Here is a 23955-nt window from a genome sequence, read left to right on the forward strand (position 1 = left end):
GCAAATGCCTAAACGCTTGGAACAAGCAGAAATTGCAAAAGCATTAGACGATTTAAATGAAATTGCCACCGACACCCCATGGGTAATTGAAGACGGTAAGTTAAGCAAAACATTTAAGTTTAAGAGCTTTATTCGGGCTTTTGGTTGGATGAGTCAGATCGCAATATGGTCTGAAAAACTGAAACATCATCCAGAATGGTTCAATGTCTATAATAAAGTCGACGTAAAATTAGTGACGCACGACGTAGATGGTATCAGTGAGCTAGATTTTGAATTGGCAAAAAAAATGGAAATGTTTAAATAAACTGCGGGTTTAGTCTGAAAAAACGACATATCTTTGTTATTTCAATATTAAGACAAAATGGTGCTTGCAACGCATCAAAGCGTATGTATAATACGCACCTCTTCAGCAACTAGCTGAACACCAGTTTCGGACGCGGGATGGAGCAGTCTGGTAGCTCGTCGGGCTCATAACCCGAAGGTCGTTGGTTCAAATCCAGCTCCCGCAACCACATTCAAAGCCTTGGCAATGCCAAGGCTTTTTTGTGTTTGAGTACTTTAAAAAAATTATTAGCGCTCACGTATCTAGCTTCATCCAAATATCTACAAGATCTAATGACATCCAATGCCGATTTCCATTGCAACAACATCACGCTTAAGCTGCAACTGTTTAATACTCCAAGAAATGACGCTTTATTCATTACTGAGAATTGCAAATTAGGTCTCCCACAGCGAAAAAAATTGATTACTATTGAAGATACAATTTGATACAACACCCATCTTGAAAAATCCATATTATGGAGATCAATCAAAGCTTAATGAATAATCATTCAATGACCATAAAAAAAATAACCCTGTGTGCTTACGTTTTGTTTTTAGCACTCAGTGCAAAAAATCTAAGTGCGAGTGAAAATGAAAGTACTCTAGCTCCCCAAAACGAATCTCAAGCGTATAGCTTTTTTGAAATAGGTGCCGTTGCCAGAGCGTATACGCCTCTTTTTAATTCTCGGGATACATTCGAAACAGACTCACAGCCGCTGACCCTGCGCTTTGGAATAAAGTGGGACAATGGCATCTTTATGAACTTTGGTAATTTTGGTACTCGGGGAAACGGCGTAGGCTACAATTTTTACGATTACGGTGATTGGGAGTTTGATGCAATAGTGCATCTGGGTTTAAGTGGCATTGAAATCGGCAGAACAGCCAGTGTCGCCGATTTCAGATTTGGTTTACGCGCCACACATTATTCTGACAATGGTGTATTTAGGATGATTGCATCCCCGGTAAGCATCAATTCGGATGACGATGGCTTTTACCTAGGCTCTTGGTATGTCAAAAACTGGCAAATTAGAAACTGGAATATTCATGCCATCACCGGCGCCAGCTATTTTAGTGCCGACATTATGGATAATCGCTATAGCACGTTCTTTTTCATCCCAGAAAGACCAGAATTCCCTAATTATAAAGCAGGGCAAGGCGTTGTTCTGGAGTTTGAAGTAGGCGCTTCATATGCGCTCAATAGAGATTGGGTGTTTGAAGCAAGTCTTGGGCAAACGCTTGTGTCAGATGCAATATTTGACAGTCCGTTTGTAGATAAACGGGGCCAGACATATGCAAGCGTAGGTATTATGTATGTTTTTTAAAAAACGACCTTTACTGCTAGGTGATAACCTATATCTGCTAAAAGGTTCGCCTTTGCTTGTGTTAGCTGCTCTACTCGGGTTACTGAGCAAGCCAATAATGGCAAAAGAACCTGCCTATAGTTTAACAACAAAACCAAAAGAATGCGTTTCTCTCTATCAAGGACAAACTTGCTATTTGACACTCGATTTTGATTGGAGCGCCCCTGTCTCTGGTGACTACTGTTTGTTTATAAAAACAAATAGTCGTCCAATGCAATGTTGGTCAAAGGAATCAGTAGGTAGCTTTTCTCAAGAATTTGAAACTGATAAAGACCTTACCTTCGAGCTTCGTAGCCGTGAGGCAAGTGATATTGTGTTAGCATCAACGACGCTTACGCTATCTTGGGTTTATAAGGTACCCAACAAAAAACGTTTGGCATGGAGGCTCTTTTAACAATGGCTGGCAAAAACGATGACTGACAAAACAAACGCCGCACTAGCTGCAGGTAGGATACTGCTAGTTGAGGATGATCAGTCCTTGTCTGATTGGATAAAGGATTATTTAGTAGCAAAAAATTTTCATGTTGAGCAATGTTTTAGGGGCGATGAAGCGGTCGCGCTAACGCTGAGTCTGTTGCCAGATCTGCTGATCCTAGACGGGATGTTACCCGGTTTAGACGGCATTGAAGTGTGTAAGCAACTTCGGCCATTGTATAAGGGGCGCATAATCATGCTCACTGCACGTGATACCGAATTGGATGAGGTCCTTGCTTTAGATATTGGAGCAGATGACTACCTAAGTAAACCGGTTCGAGCAAAGGTATTACTGGCGCGAATTAATACTCAGCTTCGTCATCAATCAAAGATTAAGCTTCAGACCGATTTAGACAATACTGAATCCATGAGATTGGGTAACCTCTATCTCAAAGCTTCCTCACGCACAACCATGCTTAGGGGAGAGGCCATTGATTTGAGCAGCGGTGAGTTTGATATGCTGTGGTTGCTCGCCAAGCAGGCGGGTATAACGGTGACCAGAGACGACTTGACTAAAGTGTTAAGAGGGTTTGATTACGACGGCTTCGATCGCTCGGTCGACTTAAAAGTATCAAGGCTACGCAAAAAGTTAGCGGATGATCCTAAACATCCGAAAAAAATTGTCACTGTGTGGGGCAAAGGCTACAAATTAGTACCGGATGCTTGGCAGTGAAAACCATCACCTTCTCACTTATTCTTGCCGTGATTATTTCTTCAGTTTCTATTGGTTGGCTTATTGACTACTCATATCATCACCTGCTTGCGCCGCCGAGCAATGAGATACAAAAAAAGGTTTCGTTACTTCAATTAAGCGGTCAGGCCATTGCTGATAGGCTTAGTGATGCCCCTGATAACGACGACCTTATTGAGCAATGGGAAGCAAATAAGGATATATCTCTTAAGTTAGTCAATTTAGATGATATTGCTTTACCCATTTCTTTATTGCAAAGACTCAAGGCTGGTGAAGCTTTGCTGCTTGAAAGTAAAAATGGGCCAAGCTTTTCATATTATATTGCCTCTTCAGAGCAAGTATTACAGGTTTACTCTGGTACTTTGTTCAAAGAAGATGACGCACTCGGACAACTGGCACTCACCATTCTATTTTACCTCGCCTTGTCTTTCTTACTTACTCTATGGGTTTACCCCATTGCGAAGCGTTTATATTTAATCCAACGAGCCTCTGCCTCGTTTGGGACCGGCAAACTAGATACAAGGTTAGATGTTGGCAATGTCGCCGGCATCCGCGATGTTGAAATAGCGTTTAACAGTATGGCAAGTCGCATTCAAACATTGTTAGATGATGTAAAACTGCTCAGTGGTGGGGTTTCTCATGATTTAAAAACTTCTCTGGCTAGATTGAGATTCGGAATTGATACTATTCAAGACGACCCCAGCTCATTATCGGATACCCACCTAACAAGGTTAAGCGAAGACACCGATGAGATGATTCAACTGGTTAATATGATGCTGCAATATACCAAATTAGATATGAGCCTATATTCAGTTCAGAAAAATGAAATCGCATTCGACAAAGTAATAAATGAAATGATTGGTGTTTCTCAAAAATGGTCAGACCTAAAACAAGTCGAGTTTCATATAGAGAAGGGCAGACAGTACAAAATACAAGGGAACCTAATGTATTTAAAATTGATGCTCAACAATTTAATTTCAAATGCAATGGATCATGCACAAACTAAGGTCAATATAAGCTTACGCCATTCTAAAACGCGCCTTGTTTTGAGCATACGTGACGATGGTTTAGGTATCCCAAAGCAATATCATCAGGAAGTTTTCAAGCCATTTTTTCGGGTGCCTGAACAACTTAGCCAAAGTAAAGTGAATCATTATGGCCTTGGCTTAGCGATTTGTCAGAGGGTTGTCGAAATACATAATGGAGAGATATTGCTCAAAAGTAGTGCTGAAACAGATAATCCGCCACAACAAGAAATTTGTTTAAGCGGACCAAAAACGGAGCAAAGCGAGCAAGAAAGAAACAACCATCTCTATTCCCCAACGGGTACAGAAATCCTAATATATTTGCCTTTAAACTAGTCAGCACGCGAAGTCTCCAGCATGTATTGTCAAATCTTCGTGAGGCTTTCTGTAATAGCTTTCTAAGCTTTTGCTAACAGCAAGAATTCTGCGTTGCAAAAGCAAGCAATAAAATCGCCATTATGTGACTTTTGCGCCTTGTCCTTCACGCTAATATTGTTACCGAATAATAAAGTATAAAAAAATTAATACTTTTTATAGGCATGCACGATTTCTTATCCCGAGTTGGGGTTAAATATGTAAATTTATCCTTTATCCAGTCGATAACGTCTTTAAGTGTGCTCGCAATATTATTCGATTCAATATGACGAACACAAAGCTAACACTATGAATTGGACTCAAGCCACATGTTGCAAACTTTAAAAGACACAAATTTTAATCGTATATTTGGTAAAAAAACACGTTAAAACGTCGATTAGCACAGACGTTTTTGGCTGTGGGTTTAATCCCAATGCTGCTGGTCAGTGTGATTGCCTTGTGGTTAATTTCAAGCATGGCAACGAATAAGCTGACGCAAAATTTAGAGGCATTAAAATATAACAAAGTCGTGGCGATTGAAGAGTACGGAAATACCATTGTTAATCAAGTATTGACCGCGTCAGACGACCCCAATCTAGTAAGCAACCTCAACAGTATTATCAAAGCGTTTGATAGTGTTGTTGCAGAAACCACCGACCCTGACGCGAATCTGAAAGCTGCTAAGATCAGCCGTCTTCGAAATGAGCTGTCAAATTACTATAACTCACAATTTTTGCCGCAATATCAATCAGTGAATGATGGGAAAAATATCGATACGCAAGCTCTTTTAAACCGCTTGAGTGATGAGGCCGTTGTATTACAGCATGCTTATATACAGGCGAACGCATCGCCACTTGGCAGTAAACATGAAATGTTTAAATCTAGCCTAAACACGGATTATGACCAAGCGCATCTACTTATTCACAACACGTTCAAAGAATATTTGGAGCGATTCGGGTATTACGACATATTTTTAGTCGATACAAAAGGAAGAGTAGTCTACTCGGTGTATAAAGAATTAGATTACGCAACAAATTTAATTAGCGGTGCTTATGCTGGAAGTGGTTTAGGTCAAGCATTTCAATCATCACTATCACTCGCAAACTCATCTGATTATGTGCTTTTAGACTACGCACAATATACACCGTCATACGAAGCTCCCGCGAGCTTTATAGCTTCTCCGATATTTGACGGTAATAACAGAGTCGGCTCTTTGATATTTCAGATGCCTCTTGATGCAATTTCAACAGTGATGTCAGAGCGTCGTGGGCTAGGGCTGACGGGCGAGTCATATTTAGTCGGTAACGACAAGCTTATGCGGTCTGATTCTCATAAGTTTCCAGACGAATATAGTGTAGATGCTTCGTTTCGTAATAATCGCTTAGTGAATAGCGAAGCAATAGAACTTGGCTTGAAAGGTTCTTCAGGGACCCTGGAAACGAAAAACTATAAAGGTGAGAGCGTTTTGTCTGGTTATATTCCAGTAAAGTTTGGCTCCTTAGACTGGGTAATGATTGCAGAAATAGAAAGTAGTGAAGCTTATGCGGCTGTGTCGAATTTGCGCTGGGTGATATTGGTATTGTGCGCCATAGTACTTGCCGCCATCGTGTATGTAGCTATGCTTGTCAGCACTCGCATTATCAAGCCCGTAGAGGACATGAGAAAGTCAATTGCAGACATCGCACTGAACACTCAGTTTTCAAAACGTGTAGACATTATCCGCGATGACGAAATAGGGCAGTCGGCGAAGAGTTTAAATACCCTACTTGAAAAACTAGAAGCGTCAATAAAAGAAACAAATGCTGTGGTGAGCTCCATGGCTATTGGTGATTTTGGTCATAGAGTAGAAGCCGATTTTAAAGGAGATCTACTCATCCTTAAAAATGGTGTGAATGTGTCGGCTGGCGCGATGGGTGATTCAATAAAAGAGGTTAATAGAGTGGTAAACGCTCTCGCAAAAGGTGACTTCAAACAAAAAATCACTGCTGACATGAAAGGACAATTAGGGTTTCTAAAAGAAGGGGTGAATAGCTCGGCAGAAGCAATTTCTGAGTCTATTTCAAATATCAGAAGCTTAATGGTGGCGATGAGCAAGGGTAACTTTAAGCACCGTGCGAATGGTCTATTAGTAGGTGAGTATGCAAAACTCGCTGAACAGGCTGACATGGCTATGACATCAATAGACAGTGCATTAGATGAAGTTGATTCGGTGATGGCTTCAGTGGCGCAAGGGCAGCTAGATGCCCGGGTTAAATCAGAGCTGCCTGGCCAATTAAATGAAATAAAATTAAACTTAAATATATCGATTGGCGCGATTGCTGAAGTGTTCAGTGAGACTGAAAATGTTTTACAAGCGCTGTCAAAAGGCAGACTAGACACTACTATTTCTGCCGATTTTCCGGGACGTTTTAATACCTTAAAAACAAACACTAATGCGACTGTGGCAAAGCTTAATGAAGTCGTGAGAGAAATAAAAACGGCTGCCTCTACGGTTAGAGTTGGCGCAGAAGATATTGCTAGCGGAAATAGCAGCTTAAGCGCGCGCACAGAGCAGCAAGCGAGTAATCTTGAACAAACTGCCGCCAGCATGGATGAAATAACCTCAACGGTCAGGCACACTTCGGAAAATGCTGGGCATGCCAATAAAATTGCTGCAGATGCTAAAGCACAAGCGCAATTAGGTGGAAAGGTTGTACATGAGGCGGTAAGCGCCATGGCTGAAATTAATCAAGCAAGCAGTCGTATAGGCGACATCATTAGCGTGATCGATTCGATTGCGTTTCAAACAAATTTACTGGCATTAAACGCCGCGGTAGAAGCAGCCCGCGCCGGTGAGCAAGGGCGAGGCTTTGCAGTCGTGGCTGGAGAAGTACGCAACCTAGCCGGACGAAGCGCTAATGCTGCCCAAGAAATTAAACGCTTAATTGAAGACAGTGTTGCAAAAGTCGAAGCAGGTTCAAATTTGGTAAATAAGTCAGGTAAAACCCTCGAGGATATTATTAAGCAAGTTGAAAATGTCAGCAGCATAGTGGGTGAAATTTCCACCGCGGCTGAAGAGCAGAGCACGGGTATTTCTGAAATACATAGAGCGGTAGAATCGCTGCAAATGTTAACCCAGCAAAATACGGCTCTCGTTGAAGAGGCGGCAGCGGCAAGCGAGGAGCTAGGGCATCAAGCGAAAGGAATGAGTGAACTTATGGAGTTTTTCGATTCAGATGAAATAAGGTCAACTCAGTAGATCATAAAAGTCTCATATGGGTAAAATTAGGTTTGCGTATATTTAGGCAACTCGTTATACTACGCCCCATAAATGAATACGATGCATTTCGAATAGAGAAATCCAACATATTTATTTGACGAGCGGCGCTTTGTATTTAGGTATTATGACTTTGATGTAAAGTGTGTCCACCAAGGCATCGGTGAAAAGAATTCTTGTAAGGCTCCGCTTGTCCGGGGCTTTTTTATTTTTACGGTTTTACGTAAAAATATGAATTGGGCGATAGGCCCTTTTTTTATATGTGTTTTTTGAACAAGAGTAAATCGGAGAAAATATTTGTCTCAGTTAGAAAAAAAATTGACTGACATGTTGAGCGCACCTGTTGAGGCTATAGGCTTTGAATTGGTAGGCGTAGAGTTTATTCGCGCTGGAAAACACTCTACCTTGCGAGTTTATATCGACAGTGAAAACGGTATCGATGTTGACGATTGCGCAGACGTCAGTCGTCAGGTGAGTGCGGTGCTTGATGTAGAAGACCCAATCACCAATGAGTATAACCTAGAGGTGTCCTCTCCGGGCATGGATAGACCATTATTCAAGGCAGCGCACTACGCAAGCGTTGTGGGCGAAGAAATTACCGTGAAATTAAATTTACCGCAGGATGGCCGCCGAAACTTTAAGGGCGTATTAACACAAAGCACAGATACTCACATTCATGTTGAAGTAGATGGAGAAGCTTTTGTGTTGGCCATTAGTAATGTAACCAAAGCAAATTTAGTACCTAATTTTGACTAATATGGGGATGTTGGCCGCAGGGCAAACAAATAAGAAAATATGAGCAAAGAAATATTATTAGTTGCAGAAGCTGTATCGCACGAAAAACAAGTGCCAAGAGAAAAAATCTTCGAAGCATTGGAATTTGCCTTAGCAAGTGCAACAAAAAAGAAAAATCCTGGCAATATCGAAGTAAGAGTCGCCATCGATAGAGAAACGGGTGATTTTGATACCTTTCGTAGATGGATGGTAACCGCTGACGATATTGAGCAAGAAAATCCTTATGCCGAAATTACGATTTCTGCGGCTCAGATTGATGAACCCGATATTCAGTTAGGTGACTTTGTTGAGGAACAAATCGACTCTATAGCGTTTGACCGCATTACCACGCAAACGGCAAAGCAGGTCATCGTGCAAAAAGTTCGTGAAGCCGAGCGTGCCCAGATGATTGCCGAATATGAAGATAGAGTTGGCGAGCTAGTTACCGGTACAGTGAAAAAAGTGAATCGCGATAACGTCATTGTTGATTTAGGGAATAACGCCGAAGGCGTAATTTTCAGAGACGACATGCTGCCGCGGGAAACATTCCGTCCAGGTGACCGCGTGCGTGGCCTACTATACGTCATTCGCCCCGAAGCACGTGGTGCTCAGCTATTTATTAGCCGTACGCATCCAGACATGCTGATTGAGCTTTTCAGACTTGAAGTACCTGAAATTGCAGAAGAAACCCTCGAAATTAAAGCGGCGGCTCGCGACCCGGGTGCCCGTGCAAAAATCGCTGTAAAAACCAATGACAAGCGCTTAGATCCTGTTGGTGCTTGCGTAGGTATGCGTGGATCAAGAGTTCAAGCGGTTTCAAGTGAGTTAGGTGGTGAGCGTGTCGATATCGTGCTTTGGGACGAAAACCCTGCTCAGTACGTCATTAACGCTATGGCGCCTGCAGAAGTTGCATCTATTATCGTCGATGAAGATACCCGTACAATGGATGTCGCGGTAGAGAGTGACAACCTAGCACAAGCAATTGGTCGCAATGGTCAAAACGTCCGTTTAGCAGGTCAATTGACTGGCTGGGAGCTAAACGTCATGACTGTTGAAGACATGAACAATAAGCACCAAGCCGAAAACGAAAAAGTCCTTGAACTATTTATTAAGCATTTGGAAATTGATGAAGATTTTGCCTTAATGTTAGTTGAAGAAGGTTTTACGACTTTAGAAGAAGTGGCATACGTACCTGCATCTGAGCTACTTGAAATTGATGGCTTAGATGAAGACATCGTTGAAGAGCTTCGCTCTAGAGCCAAAGCTGCTTTGACCACTCAAGCATTGGCAAATGAGGAGTCATTAGAAGCATCAGAGCCAAAACAAGAACTATTAGATTTAGAAGGTTTAGACAGACATGTGGCATACATACTGGCTAGCCGCGGCATTACCGATTTAGAAGCCTTAGCCGAGCAGGGCACTGATGAAATCAGTGACATTGAGGAACTGACCGAAGAGCAAGCAGGCGCTTTAATTATGGCAGCGCGCAATATCGTTTGGTTTAACGAAGAATAAGGTCAAGGGGAGAGATTAACACCATGGCAGAAGTATCCATAGAAAAGTTAGCGAACGATATCGGCACCTCGGTTGAGCGCTTAGTTCAGCAATTTAAAGATTCAGGTGTTGAGAAAACCGCAACTGACAACGTAAGTGAAGATGAAAAGCAAAAGCTACTTGATCATCTAAGCAAGCAGCACGGTGGCGCAGGCGCACAAGCACCTAAAAAAATGACCTTACAACGCAAAACTACCAGTACCATTAGTTTAGGTAAGTCTCGTGCAGTAAAAGTCGAGGTGCGTAAAAAACGCACTTACGTCAAACGTAGCGACATCGAAGAAAAGCGTCTTGCAGAAGAAGAATCGCTTCGTCTTGCAGAGGAAGCTCGCGTTAAGCGGGAATCGGAAGAGAAAGCACAAGAAGAAGCTAAAAAAGCGGCCTTAGAAAAACAGCGTAAAGCAGAAGAGGCGAGAAAAGTTCAAGAAGCTGAGCGTCAGGCAAGAGCTGAAAGGGCTAAAAAAGAAGCAGAAGAACGCAAAGCGTCTGAGTCTAAGCTGACCGATGAAGAAAAGCAGGCACTTGAGGCCAGCCGTCTTGAAGAAGAACGCATCAGAAAGCAGCAAGAAGAAGAGGTTCAGCGCAAATTAGAAGAAGATGCAAATAGAGCTTCTGAAGAAGCGCGCAAGCTAGCGGCAGAAAACGAGCGCCGTTGGAAGGAAGAAGAAGAACAGCGTAAAAAAGAAGAAGCAAAAGAAGTTCATTTGCATTCAAACCGTTATGCACAAGAAGCAGAAGACGAGGAAGACGCGCAGGTTGAACGCGGCAGTCGTCGTCGTAAAAAGTCTAAGAAAAATGCTGGTGAACACTTAAAGCAGAGCTTTACTAAGCCCGTAACACCAGTGGAAAAAGTGGTAAAACTGGGCGAGACAATTAGCGTAAGCGAATTAGCAAGTCGTATGGCAATAAAAAGTAAGGAAGTTATCAAAACCATGATGAAAATGGGTGAGATGGCGACCATTAACCAAGTTCTTGATCAAGAAACAGCAGTGCTGGTGATTGAAGAAATGGGCCATAAATACGAAATTGTTAATGAAAATGCTTTAGAAGACGAATTAGTTGCCAATAACAGCGACGGTGAGAAGTTAAGTCGCGCACCAGTTGTAACGATCATGGGCCACGTTGACCACGGTAAGACATCATTACTTGATTATATTCGTCGTGCTAAGGTCGCCGATGGCGAAGCGGGCGGAATTACTCAGCACATTGGCGCATACAGCGTTGAAACTGACACCGGCCGTATTGCATTTTTAGATACTCCTGGTCACGCTGCGTTTACGGCTATGCGTGCGCGTGGTGCTACCGCAACCGATATTGTTATCTTAGTTGTAGCTGCAGACGATGGTGTAATGCCGCAAACCAAAGAAGCCATACAGCATGCGAAAGCAGCAGGTGTTCCTTTGATCGTAGCAGTCAATAAAATGGATAAAGAAGCTGCCGATCCAGATCGCGTTAAAACCGAGCTTTCTCAATTAGAAGTTATTTCTGAAGAGTGGGGCGGTGAGCATCAGTTCGTGCATGTGTCAGCGAAGACGGGTCTTGGTATCGACGCCTTACTCGAAGCAATCAATTTACAAGCTGAACTGTTAGACCTTAAAGCGGTTGATACTGGACCAGCTAGAGGTATCGTGATTGAATCTCGTTTGGATAAAGGACGTGGTCCAGTAGCGTCTGTTTTGATTCAAGAAGGTTGCTTAAAGCCGGGTGATATTTTGTTATGTGGTGAAGAGTACGGACGTGTCCGAGCGATGCGCGATGAGACCGGTGCAGATATTAAAGAAGCCGGTCCATCAACGCCTGTTGAAGTACTTGGTCTGTCTGGCGTACCTATCGCGGGTGAAGATGCATTAGTTGTCGCCGATGAGAGGAAAGCTCGAGAAGTAGCTGCCAAACGTCACACCAAGCAACGTGAAATTAAACTTGCCAAGCAGCAAAAAGCGAAGCTTGAAAATATGTTTGCGAACATGGAAAGCGGCGATGTGTCTGACTTGAATATCGTGCTCAAGGCTGATGTTCAGGGCTCTATTGAAGCAATTGCTGAAAGCTTAATTAAACTATCTACTGATGAAGTAAAAGTGAATATTATCGGTAGTGGTGTAGGCGGAATTACAGAAACAGATGCCTCATTGGCAGCTGCTTCTAACGCGATTATCGTAGGCTTCAACGTTCGCGCTGACGCAACTGCACGTAAGATGGTAGAAGCGGAAGAAATTGATTTACGCTACTACAGCATCATTTATGAACTCATCGATGAAGTGAAAGCAGCGATGAGCGGTATGTTAGCGCCTGAATTCAGACAAGAAATTATTGGTCTAGCAGAAGTACGTGATGTGTTTAAATCACCAAAAATCGGCGCGATTGCAGGCTGTATGGTTACTGAAGGTGTGATTAAACGTAGCAACCCAATTCGTGTATTACGTGAAAACGTGGTGATCTACGAAGGTGAGTTGGAATCATTACGCCGCTTCAAAGATGACGTACAAGATGTGAAGAAAGGCATTGAGTGCGGTATCGGCGTGAAAAACTACAACGACGTAAAAGTCGGAGATCAAATCGAAGTATTTGAGATTGTAGAAGTACAGCGCGAGATTTAAGTTTTTAAGTTACGTTGAAATAACGGAGGCCACGCGCCTCCGTTTTTTTCCATCAGACTTTATATCAATTACCCCAATATGAGAGGTCGCTATGGCTAGAGAATTTTCGCGCACGGATCGCGTTGCTCAACAAATCCATAAAGAAGTTGCCAGTATCCTGCAGCAAGAGTTTAAACACAGAGAGCCAGAGGTCGGTATGATCACAGTCTCTGGTGCGGAAGTATCAAGGGATCTTAGTCACGCTAAAATATTTATCACCTTTTATGTCGCCGACGAAGAAAAAATCGAACAAGACATGGCCAAATTAATCGATTCACGAGGCTTTGTAAGAGGGCTATTAGGTCGCCGCATCAGAATGCGTAACGTACCGGCCATTCACTTTGTTAGAGACACATCGATTGTTGAAGGTGCAAGAATATCGGCTTTAGTAAACGAAGCGATTGCCAACGATAAATCAAAAAGTAAAGACGAAGACCAATAGTGGCAAGGCGTCGTAAAGGCAGAGCGGTTAACGGCATATTGTTAGTCGACAAGCATCAAGGTGAATCGTCTAATGCTATTGTGCAGCAGATAAAACGATTGTACGGTGCTGCAAAAGCCGGGCACACTGGCGCACTCGACCCATTGGCGACCGGTATGTTGCCTGTGTGCTTAGGCGAAGCGACTAAGTTTTCACAGTTTTTATTAGATGCTGATAAAACCTACGAAGTTGAGGCGCAGCTTGGGGTTCGTACCGATACCTCAGATGCTGACGGTGATATTGTGCAAACGCGCGATGTGAACGTTAGTGATGCACAACTTAATGCGGCGTTAACAAGCTTTCGTGGCAAAATTAGTCAAGTCCCCTCTATGTATTCTGCGCTAAAGCATGAGGGAAAACCTCTCTATTTTTATGCAAGGCAGGGCATTCACATCGAGCGTCCGCCTCGTGATATTGAAGTGTACGCTAACGAGCTTGTTCACTTTGAAGGCGATTCGGTTCGCTTGCGTATTCATTGTTCGAAAGGCACTTACATTCGTACGATTGTTGATGACTTGGGCGAAATGCTTGGCTGCGGGGCTCATGTGCGAGAGTTACGTCGCTTAAAAGTCGCTGACTTTGTGCCGCAAATGCGCAGCGTTGCCGAATATCAGACCTTGGTCCAAGAGGATGATGACGCATCAGCAAAACATCTTATTTTAGATGATTTGCTGCTGCCAATGGATACGCCTGTGTTGTCTTTACTGTCTGTGGATATTGACCATGCAAACATGCTCAAACTGCAGTTAGGTCAAGCGCTGAGATACAGCATTGCAGAAGCGCATGTTGGGCAGTTTATTCGAATCTATGGACCTGAAAAATTGTTTCTTGGGATTGCTGAATACACAGAAACGCAAGAGCTTCAGCCAAAGCGCCTAGTGGTATACGAACAAACACTCATATAAGCAGCTAAGCGTCTTTATTGTTGGTAAATGGACTTGCAGTTTACGGGCATACCAGTATACTACGCGCTCTTTTGATGGCACTGAATTAGTGATTGGGCCATCGTTTAATTAAATTTTGGAGAACACTATGTCACTAACTACACAAGAAACAGCAGATATCATTGCGTCGTACGGCGTTAAAGAAGGCGATACTGGCTCACCTGAAGTTCAGGTTGCATTGCTAACAAACAACATCAACAAGCTACAGGGTCACTTTAAAGACCATAAGAAAGATCACCATTCACGTCGCGGTTTGCTACGTATGGTTTCTCAGCGTCGTAAATTACTTGATTACTTAAAAGGTAAAAACGTAGAACGCTATCAAGCTCTTATTTCTAGCTTGGGCCTACGTCGCTAGTAAGTAATACCCAGATACAAAAAAAGCCACTCGATGAGTGGCTTTTTTAATGAGTTAAATTCTTTCAAACCATGATGTTAAATAACAATGACTGCATACTAAATATTAAATGGTCTTTAACGCCAGCTCTTTTACCTGGCCTTCTACCTCGTTGAGCTTTTGTAGCAGTGAGGTATTGCGTCTTTCTAGTAAGAGTATTTTTTCTTTCAGTTCTCTGATATCGCCATTTTGAGATGAATTAGCTTCAGCAAAACCTTCATACTCGACCTTTACTGCGAGTATATTGTTAGCTTGCTCCGAAATTTTGCTGTTCATACTGTTAATTCGAGTCATGAGTTGTTGAGTGCCGCTTTCAGCTGCATTAACCTTTTTGGTCACATCCGCAACGCTCTTGTTAAAGTCGCTTTTTAACGCAATCACGTCGCTATTTAATGACTTAATTTCTTCTTGGTTTCTGCGCCATGCTGAAGCCCACAGCTTATCCATCTGATCCCATAGCTCTGCGGTTTTGCCTGAGAGCTCACCTAACTTCACCTGAAGTTCAACAGTTGAGTTACCCATCTCTTCACCGGTAGCCGACAGTCTATTCTCAAGCATCTGGATCCGCTCTTGGTTAGCGACTATGGTTTCTTGGCTATTTTGCAGCTGTGAGTACAAGTATGCACTAAACCCGCTGGCACCGACTGCAATCAGTAGTGTTAATATCAGCATTGATTTATTTGAGCTACCGCCAGTAGCAGGAGGCTGAGCCGATGGCTTTTTTGTGGCAGTTGGAATACGATCGTTTACGTCAACATTAATAGGCGCAAAATCGGTATCTTTAGAACTTTGGGACATGAAATCTCGCTTGTATATTTGCTACACAGTATTTTATACAAGACATGATACAATAAGTTCTATTAACTGCTAATCATTTCGTCTAAACATGCCGATTACTTACTATCAAACGTTAATAATTGTTAGTATTATCAAACATCACATATGATTACATGAATCATCGAGACACACAGGTTTTATGAAATTAAATCGAAAGCTCTCTTTTACTTTAGCTATTCGCAGCCTAGTGCTATTAGTGTGCCTCGGCCTGCTGATGGCATTTTTACAGACTTTATTCGATTTTAGAGAGCGCCAGGCAGAAGTAAAAGAAACCATTGATTCTATTGTCACATCAGCTCGAGGATCTGCCAGTAATGCCGTTTATCTGTTAGATAACCCGATGGCGCAGCAGGTCATCGATGGCTTGTCTTATTTCGACTTTTTTAGCTATGTATCGATAATTGACGACCATGGAAACGTGATGGCGGACTTTCGTCGGCAAGAAATGGAAAGTAATGTTGCCATTAATACCTCTTATAATCCTGTACTTTCCTTAGTAACCGAAAACTTCACTAAATCTTCAGTACTGCTAACAGGGCAAACGCTTGCAGATGGCCGTCCCCAGATATATGGCGAAATGGTCTTGGTTATCGATAACCACATTGCTTTGTCGGGGGTTTACGACCGCGCAATAAGGGCGTTTGCGATCGCTGTAGCGGGATATATTTTCTTAACACTTGCGCTAAGTATTCTGTACCACTTTGCACTAGCGGCGCCTTTGACGCGTTTGTCTGGCCGGTTTCAACGTGTGAATATAAAATCCATTGCCACGCAAAAGATTAGCCATTTGGTTGGCCATGAGCAAAATGAATTTAGTTTGATCATTAACGCTGCCAATGACATGTTGTCTCGAATTTCATCTAGCCAAGTGCTGCTAACTGAACGCTCTCAGCGATTTCGCTTAATACTCGATACTGCTCCTGCGCTAATTTATTCCTTAGATAATAACTTAGACTTTGTTTTTGCAAATAAGGCTACGGCAGTTTTTTATGGCTATTCAATTTACGAACTGAAAGGCCGCAGCGCAGACGATGTTATCAAACCAATTGATGCAGATTTACTTAGCTCAATTAAAGAGTTCATTAGTTCGACTAAGCGTCAAGTGAATAACATTATTCCAATGAAAAATGCCAATGGTGCCGAATGCTTCATGGAAATGTCGCTAGTGAAGTTCAAAACGCCAGATGGGCATAGTATTTTAGCCACTGCGTCTGACGTTACCAAACGTGTTAAAGCCGAAGAGAAAATTGAATCACTGGCGTATTACGATACCTTAACTTCGTTGCCGAATAGAAATAAAGTGTATGAAGTCCTTAATCGTGCCAATGAGGGCGAGAAGGGTATGTACGGGATTGCTGCAATTGCAGATTTAGATCAGTTCAAGCGAATCAACGATACCCTCAGTCATAGTGTCGGTGACCAATTAATTGTTAAACTTGCCCGACGTTTACAAAAAGAATTTTCTTTTTCAGATCTTATTGCTCGTTTGGGAGCGGATGAGTTTTTGTGTATTGAAGAGAATGTTTCGGACAGTTTAAAAACCGCCACAAGCGGTGCTGAAGTGCTTGGTGAGCGCCTTAGAGCTTGCATCAATAAAGAGATAGATATCGGTCTGCACAGCTATTCTCTTACCGCGAGTATCGGCGTTATCGTGTTTCGCAAGGGGCAGTCGAGCGCCGACGAAATCTTGCAGTATGCTGATACCGCGATGTACGAGTCAAAGCGCACGGGCAGAAACAAAGTTACCTTGTTTAAAAACGAAATGGCCACCCAAGCGGCTGAGTTGTTAAAACTAGAACGTGACATTATGAAAGCCATGTTCAGAGACGAGTTCTATTTCGTTTTACAACCGCTTGTCGATTCTGAAACCCACCAGTTACAAGGTGCCGAAGCACTTATGCGCTGGAAAAAAGATGGCGAGACAATTAGCCCTGCTGAGTTCATTCCGTTTTTAGAAGAGAGCGCCCTGATTGTTGACGTGGGCGAGCGGATCTTAAACTCAGTGTGCAGCTATATTGCAGATGCAGACAAAAGAGGCATCCTACCGCCTGGTTTTAAAATTGCAGTTAACATCAGTGCCAAACAGCTAGCTAAACATGATTTTATTGAGCTTGTCTCTAGAGTATTGCTAAAACATGACGTTGCCGGCGAGAAGCTGGAGTTTGAAATTACTGAGAGCGTTGCTCTGAATAATATGGCAGATACCATCAAGAAAATTGTGAATTTGAAAAAGATGGGTATTAGCTTTTCATTAGATGATTTTGGCACCGGTTATAGTTCGCTGAGTCATTTAAAAGACCTACCGGTTGATAAATTGAAAATCGATCGTTCTTTTATTAATGATATAACGGTTGATAAGCAAGATGAGAATCTAGTTCGCTCTATCATCCAGCTGTCGCGTAACCTTGGTTTAGTGACGGTGGCCGAGGGCGTTGAAACCCAAGCGCAGGTTGAATGGTTAATGCTAAACGGTGAACTATTACTGCAGGGGTATTACTTCAGCAGACCACTTGATGTGGATGTATTTGAGCAGACCTATCTTAGCAAGCCTGTTACTGACATTACGTAAGCTCCTGCGTTAATGAAGCGGCCGGCGCATATGTCATATTAATGCAGCCGGCTAGAAAGCCCCGCTCTGATACTCGACATCATTATTACATCATGGGCCGCATCAACTAACATTTCCCCACAATTTTTCAAAAACTTTATCTTACTTAACTCTCTGCTCTCAGCTTGCGCGTTTGTCAGAAGTGCATTTCTTATCGTGTTCAGCAACAGTGTAGCCTCTTGATGTTTACCTAAAGCAGAGTAGGCATTGGCTAAGGTAATAGTAAGGCTAGTTAGCATGGTGGTTAGTTGAGGACTTTGCTGTGCACAATTGTATAAGACATAAGCGGTCTCAAAAGCGCTGCCAATATAAGGCAGGGCCGCTTCTAACCCTTCGCTTAAGGCCATCTTATGTGCCTGTGATGACATCTCTAAAAGTCTTAAAAACGCCTGTTGTGGTTCACAAACTATCCATTGTTGGTGGTCATCACAAATGTATTTGCAGTCTAGCATAGCTTGTTCACTCTCCATTTAATGGTAATGAGAATCATTACTGTTTAAAGTAAAAGTTTACAGCCATTTCGTCAAGCAGAGTATTCAATTTTTTTCTACAATGTTACATCAGGGCTCAGAAATTCATACCCATAGACGTCTTTATTAGGAGTGATAGAAACAAAAAAGGGGAGAGCTAAATCGTATACACTTCATTTTTGCTTTCTTGATGGAAGGATGGCTTCTCGCCTTTTTTATATCAATATGTAGGTGTCAAAATTCAGTAAATTCGCTGAAATTCTGCAAAGATAGAAAAATGTTGAAAAATAGATATTCTCTTAAAATCACCTAAATAATTCTTAATTCGCATAAAATCTCAGATTATTCATTAAAATACGAAATGCCAAAATTTTATATGTTCCTCTAAAAGTTTCGAAAAAATTTAAAAATCGTTTAAAAGCACCTAAAATATCAAATAAGCCTCTTATCTTTTAATTTTAAACTTTGAAGTATAGGGAAGTGCGCAGTTTTGTGGTGTCGTTACCGCTATAATTTATTTATATTAAAACCATCGTGGGTTTTTTCATAGTCAGATTCCATTTCTAAACTTTTAATTTCTCGGCCACTTAGCTTGCTTAGCCAACTCAAGGGCAATAGTCTGGACGCGATATGAGCAAGGGTAGCCTGATTACCAAATACAATACGGGCTTTGTTCTGCTTCAAACACTTTGCTATATACAAGGCAATATCAAGGGGATTGGTTTTTAAATAGCGCGCTTTGAACTTTTGACTTTCAGGGATTCTGGTAATGTTGGTATCGATGCCACCAGGATGAACTAAGTGCACCTGCAGGTGTGGATGCAGTAAAGCCAGCTCGGCGCGCAATGATTCGGTGTAGCCACGAATCGCGAACTTACTTGCACAGTAGTCCGCAGTATTGGGGGGCGCAATCATGCCAAAAATGCTAGAGACATTGACTAATGCCGCCCATGGGCGTTTAATCAAGTAGGGCAGAGCTGCTTTGCTTCCATAAACCATGCCATAGAAATTTACATCCATAACGCGCTCTAGCGTGGCATCGTCAGACGCCCACACCGGACGGCATGAACCCTCGATCCCGGCATTATTAATCATGATATCAATGTGTTCACATGTCGCTGCGGTAGTTTCCAAAAATTGAGACCACTGCTGTTTGTTTGAAACGTCAAGGACATCATGAAATATAAGTAAACTTGGGTGTGTATGCTTAATGTCGTTTACGACTCTTGTCAAAGCCGATTGATCAATATCACAAAGCGCCAGTTTACATCCTAAGTCAGCAAAAACTTTTGCAAGTGCTTCACCAATACCCGAGCCAGCCCCGGTGATAACGGCGGTTTTATCTTTGTAAAATGCACTTAATGCAGAATGTTTCATTGCGTTTCGGTCTCGTTATGTGTCGATATGCTAGGCTTTATGCTATTGCGCTTCGGCGTAAATTGAAACCTTTACTTATTGCCAAGGCGACATACTGGAGCATAATAGCTTCCCTTAAGGCCTGTTTTGCAAAGTTGCTATTGTTAAGGCTGTATTTACTGGCTTAGTATTTGTTGGGCATAAAGGATATGACTTAACATTCATAAAACACAGGGAGCGTGTCGGAATGATTAATTTTTTAGTAAGGTGCTTATGCTTCATGGTCATTTGTTTGATGTCTGGGGCCAGTGTAAGCGATGAAACAGTTTCAGTGTCTGAGGTCCAACTCGCCCAAGTATTTTCAGGTGACGATATTAAGAATTATTTAGTCAGTGAAAAGTACGATGGTGTTCGCGCAATTTGGCGAAACCGAGAGTTGCGCACTCGGAATGGTAATTTAATACATGCACCTAAGTGGTTTACCGAAAAATTGCCTGATGTGTGGCTTGACGGCGAACTATGGACAAAGCGAAACGATTTTGAAACCGTGATATCGACCGTCAGCAAACATCAGCCCATAGATTCAGAGTGGAAACACATCAGATATATGGTCTTTGATGCGCCTAATAATAAAGATGTGTTTAGCCGCCGTAGCGCCATTTATCAGGACTTAATCGATGATTTGAATTTAGAGCATGTCATCGCGGTTAAACAGTTCCCAATCGGCAGTAATAATGAGCTTTCAAGACTGTTAAATGATTTGGTCGAAAGTGGCGCAGAAGGTTTAATGCTTCAAAATGCCTCGGGAATGTTTATAGATGGTCGAAGCGGTAATTTATTAAAGCTCAAGCCTTACATGGACGCTGAGGGCATAGTCATAAAGCATTTAAAAGGCAAGGGTAAGTACGCCAGTAGTATGGGCTCTTTATTAATCAGCTATGTAAATACGCAAGGCAAAATGATTGAATTTAAAATTGGCACCGGTTTTAGTGATGCAGAGCGCGATAAACCACCGCCAATTGGCAGTTTGGTAAGCTTCAAATATCATGGCTACACAAGTAATGGTGTTCCGCGTTTTGCGAGTTTTTTGAGGGTTCGAGACAGTCATTAGTGAGCCAATAAAAAGGCCAGCAAATCATGCTGGCCTATTCGAATTGGTGGAGCTGGCGGGAATTGAACCCGCGTCCAGAAAGCGTCAACTTTTGGTACTACATGCTTAGTTTGTCATTTATTTAACCCTATGAACTCCGGCAAACAGGATTTCTTCGGGCTGGCCTAATACTATTTCGCGGTTCAACCTTAGACAAGTTTCCCTCGCTAGTCCATTAGTATGACCTTCCAAACCTTCACGAATAGACAACGGCTGAAGTGGAAGGGCCTATGCAGGTTATTAAGCTGCTAGTGCGTAGTTTTCGTCGTTTGCGACTATTTTTTGCGGCTGTTTAAAGAGGCAAACCGCACCTCTGCATGCACCTCCAGCATCATTGAATCCTGTCGAATCCAGAGCAGCCCCGAATCAACTTGGAATGATATCACACTCCGTATGTATCTAGATAGCGATGATTTTTGAATTTTCAAGTACAGGGCTTTGACCTATATCAGCCGAGCTTTTGATAGTTCAGTTTGTGATAGACAAGCTCTAACAAAATTTGCTAGCGTGTATTATCGTTTTGTTATTGCGTTGTTCATGCGTACCAGTTTACTTTCGTTATTATGCATATTGTTTGTCCTTCAGTCGGTCTTCGCTAATGCCGTCTCAGGTCACAATATGCGTATGCTCAATGCTCAAAATCAGCAGCATGTGCTGGTTATTTGCACAGGTATCGGAATAAAATGGATTAATAGTGACGTTTATTTTGCTACCGGTAACATAGTCGAGGTCGAGCAACCCAACAGCGCTAATGAAAACGAATTAAACTTAGCTTGTTTTAGTTCACTTGCACTAGAGCACAACCCGCTTCTTGATAATTTTAGCGAGTATGCTCTCAATGCTATTGCTAAAAACTCAAAACGTATTTCTTTTACCCAGTTACAATCATATCATGCACGCAGTTATTTACAGCCAGCTCCACGAGCGCCGCCAGTCATTTATCTCATATAAAAATTAATCGTAACTTTTAATAAATTTAATTCAAAAAGCCGCTGTGCGTTGCACTTTGGCGTGAGATAAAGACATGAAAAAAGCTTATATTTATTTGTCCGCAAGTTTAAGTATGGCAGCGTGCCATGTTGCGTTTGCTGAGGACATTTCTACCATCGAAAGTATTGAAGTCCTTGGCAGAATAAACAGTTTTGCAAATCAATCTGAAATTCAACTCAATCAGGCTAGTTCGCCTGACATGCGCAGTCAATTATCTATGCTTCCGGGACTTAACATTAACGGCAACGGTGCGGTATCCGGAGTGTTGCAATACAGGGGGTTGTTTGGCGACCGACTACGCGTCAATATCGATGGGAACGAAGTTGCTGGCGCGGGCCCAAATGCCATGGACAGTCCACTGTCGCACGCAATTGGCACTCTATATCAATCAGTTACTCTGCATCAGGGTATTGCTCCCGTATCGGTGGGTGCTGAAACTATCGGCGGAGCAGTGGAAATCGACGAATACGCTTTCGATATAAACCATACTGAAAAATGGCTTGTTCAAGGTGGGGCGACAGCCAGTGCTTTCGATAACGATAACCGAGCGTTAAGTGCGCTGTTGTTTACTTCCGCAAAAAATTTGTATTTAGGTTTTAGTGCGGACGCCCAAGAAGGTGACAATTATATCGCTGGAGATGGCAGAGAGGTCCCATCTACTTTTTATGAGCGTTCCGCATTAAAGTTAAAAGCAGGTATACAGTCGGGTAAACATCGTGTTGATGCTTTAGTTGCACGCCGTAATACGAATGAATCTGGCACACCCGCTTTAGCAATGGATATTATTTTTGTGGATGCCCTCTGGTATCGCCTTAACCATAGTTTTAACGCTTCCGAAAAGTGGCAAATTAAAACTCAGCTTTTTGGCAATCAAAATCAACACGATATGAATAATTTTGAGCTGAGAATGCCGCCAATGCCCGCCATGTTTCGACTTAATCAGGTAAGCAGTGAAGCTTTTGGTATCAGTTCTAAAGCCACATACAAACACAATGATCGACGTTTTGAATTTGGTGGGGAAGTGTTTCAACGTCAGCATGAATCGGTAATCAGTAACCCTAATAACGAGATGTTTTTTATTAACAACTTCAATAATATGAAGCGCGATAGGGCATCGGTTTATGCAGAGTTGAGCGAACAGCTGTCAGCTTTCGATTGGCAGTTTGGGATGCGTTTGTCTGAAGTTTCAAGTGATGCAGACCCTGTTTCAACTAATATGTCGATGATAAACCCGAACGTGGCGGCGCTGCAAAATGACTTCAATAGCGCAAAGCGTAATCAACGTTTTAATCTGATAGATTTAGTGGGTAAAGTAAAAATGCCGATAAACCAACAAATATCGTTGGTCCTGTCTGCCGCTAGGAAAGAGCGAGCCCCTAGTTACAATGAATTATACACTTGGTTTCCCCTTGGTGTTTCAGCTGGATTAGCAGACGGACGAAATTACATTGGTAATCTTGATTTAGAAAAAGAAACGGCTAATAAAATTGATCTCGGCCTGACATATCAAGACGCGACGCTGATGATGTCGGCAAACGTATTCTATGCAAAAATAGACGAATATATTTTAGGTGTAACGTCGAATAACTTAAAGGCTAACAATATTGCTATGATGAATGGTATTTTGTCGCCTTTGCAATGGAGCAATACTGATGCAAAATTAGTGGGTATGGATATGCTTGCAGCTATCCGCTTATCGGATAATTGGCGCCTGCAAGGAACACTTGAATATGTGCGCGGTAAACAAACTGTGCCGGTAGCTCAAGATCTGTATCGCTTAGCGCCATTGTCTGGGTTTTTGCAGCTCAGTTATGAAGCGAATGAATGGAAGTGGAGGCTGTCATCGAAAATTGTCGCTTCTCAAAATAAGGTTGCAGAACAACAAAACGAAACACCAACAGAGGGCTATACTTTGGTAAATACGGATGTTGAATATGCGATTACGCAGCAATTACGGATTAGTTTGATTGTGGAAAACCTATTTGACAAAGCCTATAGAGATCATCTAGCCGGAGTGAACCGTATCAATAATACTGACATTGCTCTGGGCGAAAAGATTCCCGGCACAGGCCGCAATGTTGGCGTCTTTTTGCAATATCAATTTTAGCAACTTTACGATGAGTATTAGGTATGTGCTTAATGAATAAGCGCATGCCTAAAAAAGGCAAACTTTGAGTTTTTGGCAGAATAAGTTAACTGATGCTTTGAACGGTCATCTTCTGAAGTTCAGGGATGTACTTAACTAAGTTATAGTAATACGTCTGAGTCAAATATAGTAA

The 23955-nt window shown here is 42.3% G+C and carries 19 protein-coding genes, 1 tRNA gene and 1 other RNA gene; 17 read left to right on the plus strand and 4 right to left on the minus strand.

Annotation, left to right across the window (positions count from 1 at the left end):
• Window positions 1-4: 4 nt before the first annotated feature.
• The 13 genes from AB9H30_RS09775 to rpsO all read left to right on the plus strand — a co-directional run bounded on the left by AB9H30_RS09775 (window position 5) and on the right by rpsO (window position 14226).
• Window positions 5-304, plus strand: coding sequence for a 4a-hydroxytetrahydrobiopterin dehydratase (locus tag AB9H30_RS09775; RefSeq protein WP_371194486.1), 300 nt, complete (start codon window positions 5-7; stop codon window positions 302-304).
• A gap of 131 nt (window positions 305-435) precedes the next feature.
• A tRNA-Met gene (locus tag AB9H30_RS09780) sits at window positions 436-512 on the plus strand.
• Between the two features lie 321 nt (window positions 513-833).
• Window positions 834-1643 (plus strand): MipA/OmpV family protein, encoded by an 810-nt coding sequence (locus AB9H30_RS09785; protein WP_371194487.1) that lies wholly within the window; start codon window positions 834-836, stop codon window positions 1641-1643.
• Window positions 1633-2076 (plus strand): DUF3019 domain-containing protein, encoded by a 444-nt coding sequence (locus tag AB9H30_RS09790; RefSeq protein ID WP_371194488.1) that lies wholly within the window; start codon window positions 1633-1635, stop codon window positions 2074-2076. The genes AB9H30_RS09785 and AB9H30_RS09790 overlap by 11 nt, the downstream gene beginning before the upstream one ends.
• A gap of 18 nt (window positions 2077-2094) precedes the next feature.
• Window positions 2095-2829, plus strand: coding sequence for a response regulator (locus AB9H30_RS09795; RefSeq protein WP_371194489.1), 735 nt, complete (start codon window positions 2095-2097; stop codon window positions 2827-2829).
• The gene (locus tag AB9H30_RS09800; protein WP_371194490.1) at window positions 2826-4208 is read left to right on the plus strand and encodes a sensor histidine kinase; all 1383 of its coding nucleotides are present in this window, start codon (window positions 2826-2828) and stop codon (window positions 4206-4208) included. The genes AB9H30_RS09795 and AB9H30_RS09800 overlap by 4 nt, the downstream gene beginning before the upstream one ends.
• A gap of 436 nt (window positions 4209-4644) precedes the next feature.
• Window positions 4645-7464 (plus strand): methyl-accepting chemotaxis protein, encoded by a 2820-nt coding sequence (locus tag AB9H30_RS09805; RefSeq protein WP_371194491.1) that lies wholly within the window; start codon window positions 4645-4647, stop codon window positions 7462-7464.
• A gap of 315 nt (window positions 7465-7779) precedes the next feature.
• The gene (gene rimP, locus AB9H30_RS09810) at window positions 7780-8238 is read left to right on the plus strand and encodes a ribosome maturation factor RimP (protein ID WP_371194492.1); all 459 of its coding nucleotides are present in this window, start codon (window positions 7780-7782) and stop codon (window positions 8236-8238) included.
• Window positions 8239-8277: 39 nt separating this feature from the next.
• Window positions 8278-9771 (plus strand): transcription termination factor NusA, encoded by a 1494-nt coding sequence (nusA, locus tag AB9H30_RS09815; protein WP_371194493.1) that lies wholly within the window; start codon window positions 8278-8280, stop codon window positions 9769-9771.
• Between the two features lie 23 nt (window positions 9772-9794).
• The gene (gene infB / locus AB9H30_RS09820; protein ID WP_371194494.1) at window positions 9795-12404 is read left to right on the plus strand and encodes a translation initiation factor IF-2; all 2610 of its coding nucleotides are present in this window, start codon (window positions 9795-9797) and stop codon (window positions 12402-12404) included.
• 91 nt (window positions 12405-12495) lie between these two features.
• On the plus strand, window positions 12496-12885 hold the full coding sequence (gene rbfA / locus AB9H30_RS09825; protein WP_371194495.1) for a 30S ribosome-binding factor RbfA: 390 nt from the start codon (window positions 12496-12498) through the stop codon (window positions 12883-12885).
• On the plus strand, window positions 12885-13829 hold the full coding sequence (gene truB / locus AB9H30_RS09830; protein ID WP_371194496.1) for a tRNA pseudouridine(55) synthase TruB: 945 nt from the start codon (window positions 12885-12887) through the stop codon (window positions 13827-13829). Before rbfA ends, truB begins: the two co-directional genes overlap by 1 nt.
• Before the next feature lie 127 nt (window positions 13830-13956).
• Entirely contained in the window at window positions 13957-14226 is a 270-nt protein-coding gene (gene rpsO / locus AB9H30_RS09835; protein ID WP_371194497.1) for a 30S ribosomal protein S15, read from the plus strand.
• 105 nt (window positions 14227-14331) lie between these two features.
• Here rpsO and AB9H30_RS09840 read toward each other — a convergent pair whose 3' ends face one another.
• Window positions 14332-15063 carry a hypothetical protein gene (locus tag AB9H30_RS09840; RefSeq protein ID WP_371194498.1) on the minus strand — a complete coding sequence of 244 codons (732 nt, stop codon included), beginning with the start codon at window positions 15061-15063 and terminating at the stop codon, window positions 14332-14334.
• Window positions 15064-15241: 178 nt separating this feature from the next.
• Between AB9H30_RS09840 and AB9H30_RS09845 the strand changes: the two genes are divergently transcribed.
• Window positions 15242-17671, plus strand: coding sequence for a putative bifunctional diguanylate cyclase/phosphodiesterase (locus tag AB9H30_RS09845; RefSeq protein ID WP_371194499.1), 2430 nt, complete (start codon window positions 15242-15244; stop codon window positions 17669-17671).
• Between the two features lie 38 nt (window positions 17672-17709).
• On the opposite strand, the gene AB9H30_RS09850 is transcribed toward AB9H30_RS09845, so the two are convergent.
• Window positions 17710-18162, minus strand: a complete 453-nt coding sequence (locus AB9H30_RS09850; RefSeq protein WP_371194500.1) for a hypothetical protein — start codon at window positions 18160-18162, stop codon at window positions 17710-17712.
• 525 nt (window positions 18163-18687) lie between these two features.
• Window positions 18688-19557, minus strand: a complete 870-nt coding sequence (locus AB9H30_RS09855; RefSeq protein ID WP_371194501.1) for an SDR family NAD(P)-dependent oxidoreductase — start codon at window positions 19555-19557, stop codon at window positions 18688-18690.
• A 226-nt stretch (window positions 19558-19783) separates the two neighbouring features.
• Between AB9H30_RS09855 and AB9H30_RS09860 the strand changes: the two genes are divergently transcribed.
• Window positions 19784-20647, plus strand: a complete 864-nt coding sequence (locus tag AB9H30_RS09860; RefSeq protein WP_371194502.1) for a DNA ligase — start codon at window positions 19784-19786, stop codon at window positions 20645-20647.
• Between the two features lie 44 nt (window positions 20648-20691).
• Here AB9H30_RS09860 and ssrA read toward each other — a convergent pair.
• Window positions 20692-21049, minus strand: a transfer-messenger RNA (tmRNA) gene (gene ssrA, locus AB9H30_RS09865).
• Between the two features lie 174 nt (window positions 21050-21223).
• Between ssrA and AB9H30_RS09870 the strand changes: the two genes are divergently transcribed.
• Both AB9H30_RS09870 and AB9H30_RS09875 read left to right on the plus strand, forming a co-directional pair.
• Window positions 21224-21637, plus strand: a complete 414-nt coding sequence (locus AB9H30_RS09870) for a hypothetical protein (RefSeq protein WP_371194503.1) — start codon at window positions 21224-21226, stop codon at window positions 21635-21637.
• Window positions 21638-21710: 73 nt separating this feature from the next.
• Window positions 21711-23783, plus strand: a complete 2073-nt coding sequence (locus tag AB9H30_RS09875; RefSeq protein ID WP_371194504.1) for a TonB-dependent receptor — start codon at window positions 21711-21713, stop codon at window positions 23781-23783.
• Window positions 23784-23955 lie beyond the last annotated feature (172 nt).

The sequence above is a fragment of the Glaciecola sp. SC05 genome (assembly GCF_041380235.1).
In the GTDB taxonomy this organism is placed as follows: domain Bacteria; phylum Pseudomonadota; class Gammaproteobacteria; order Enterobacterales; family Alteromonadaceae; genus Glaciecola.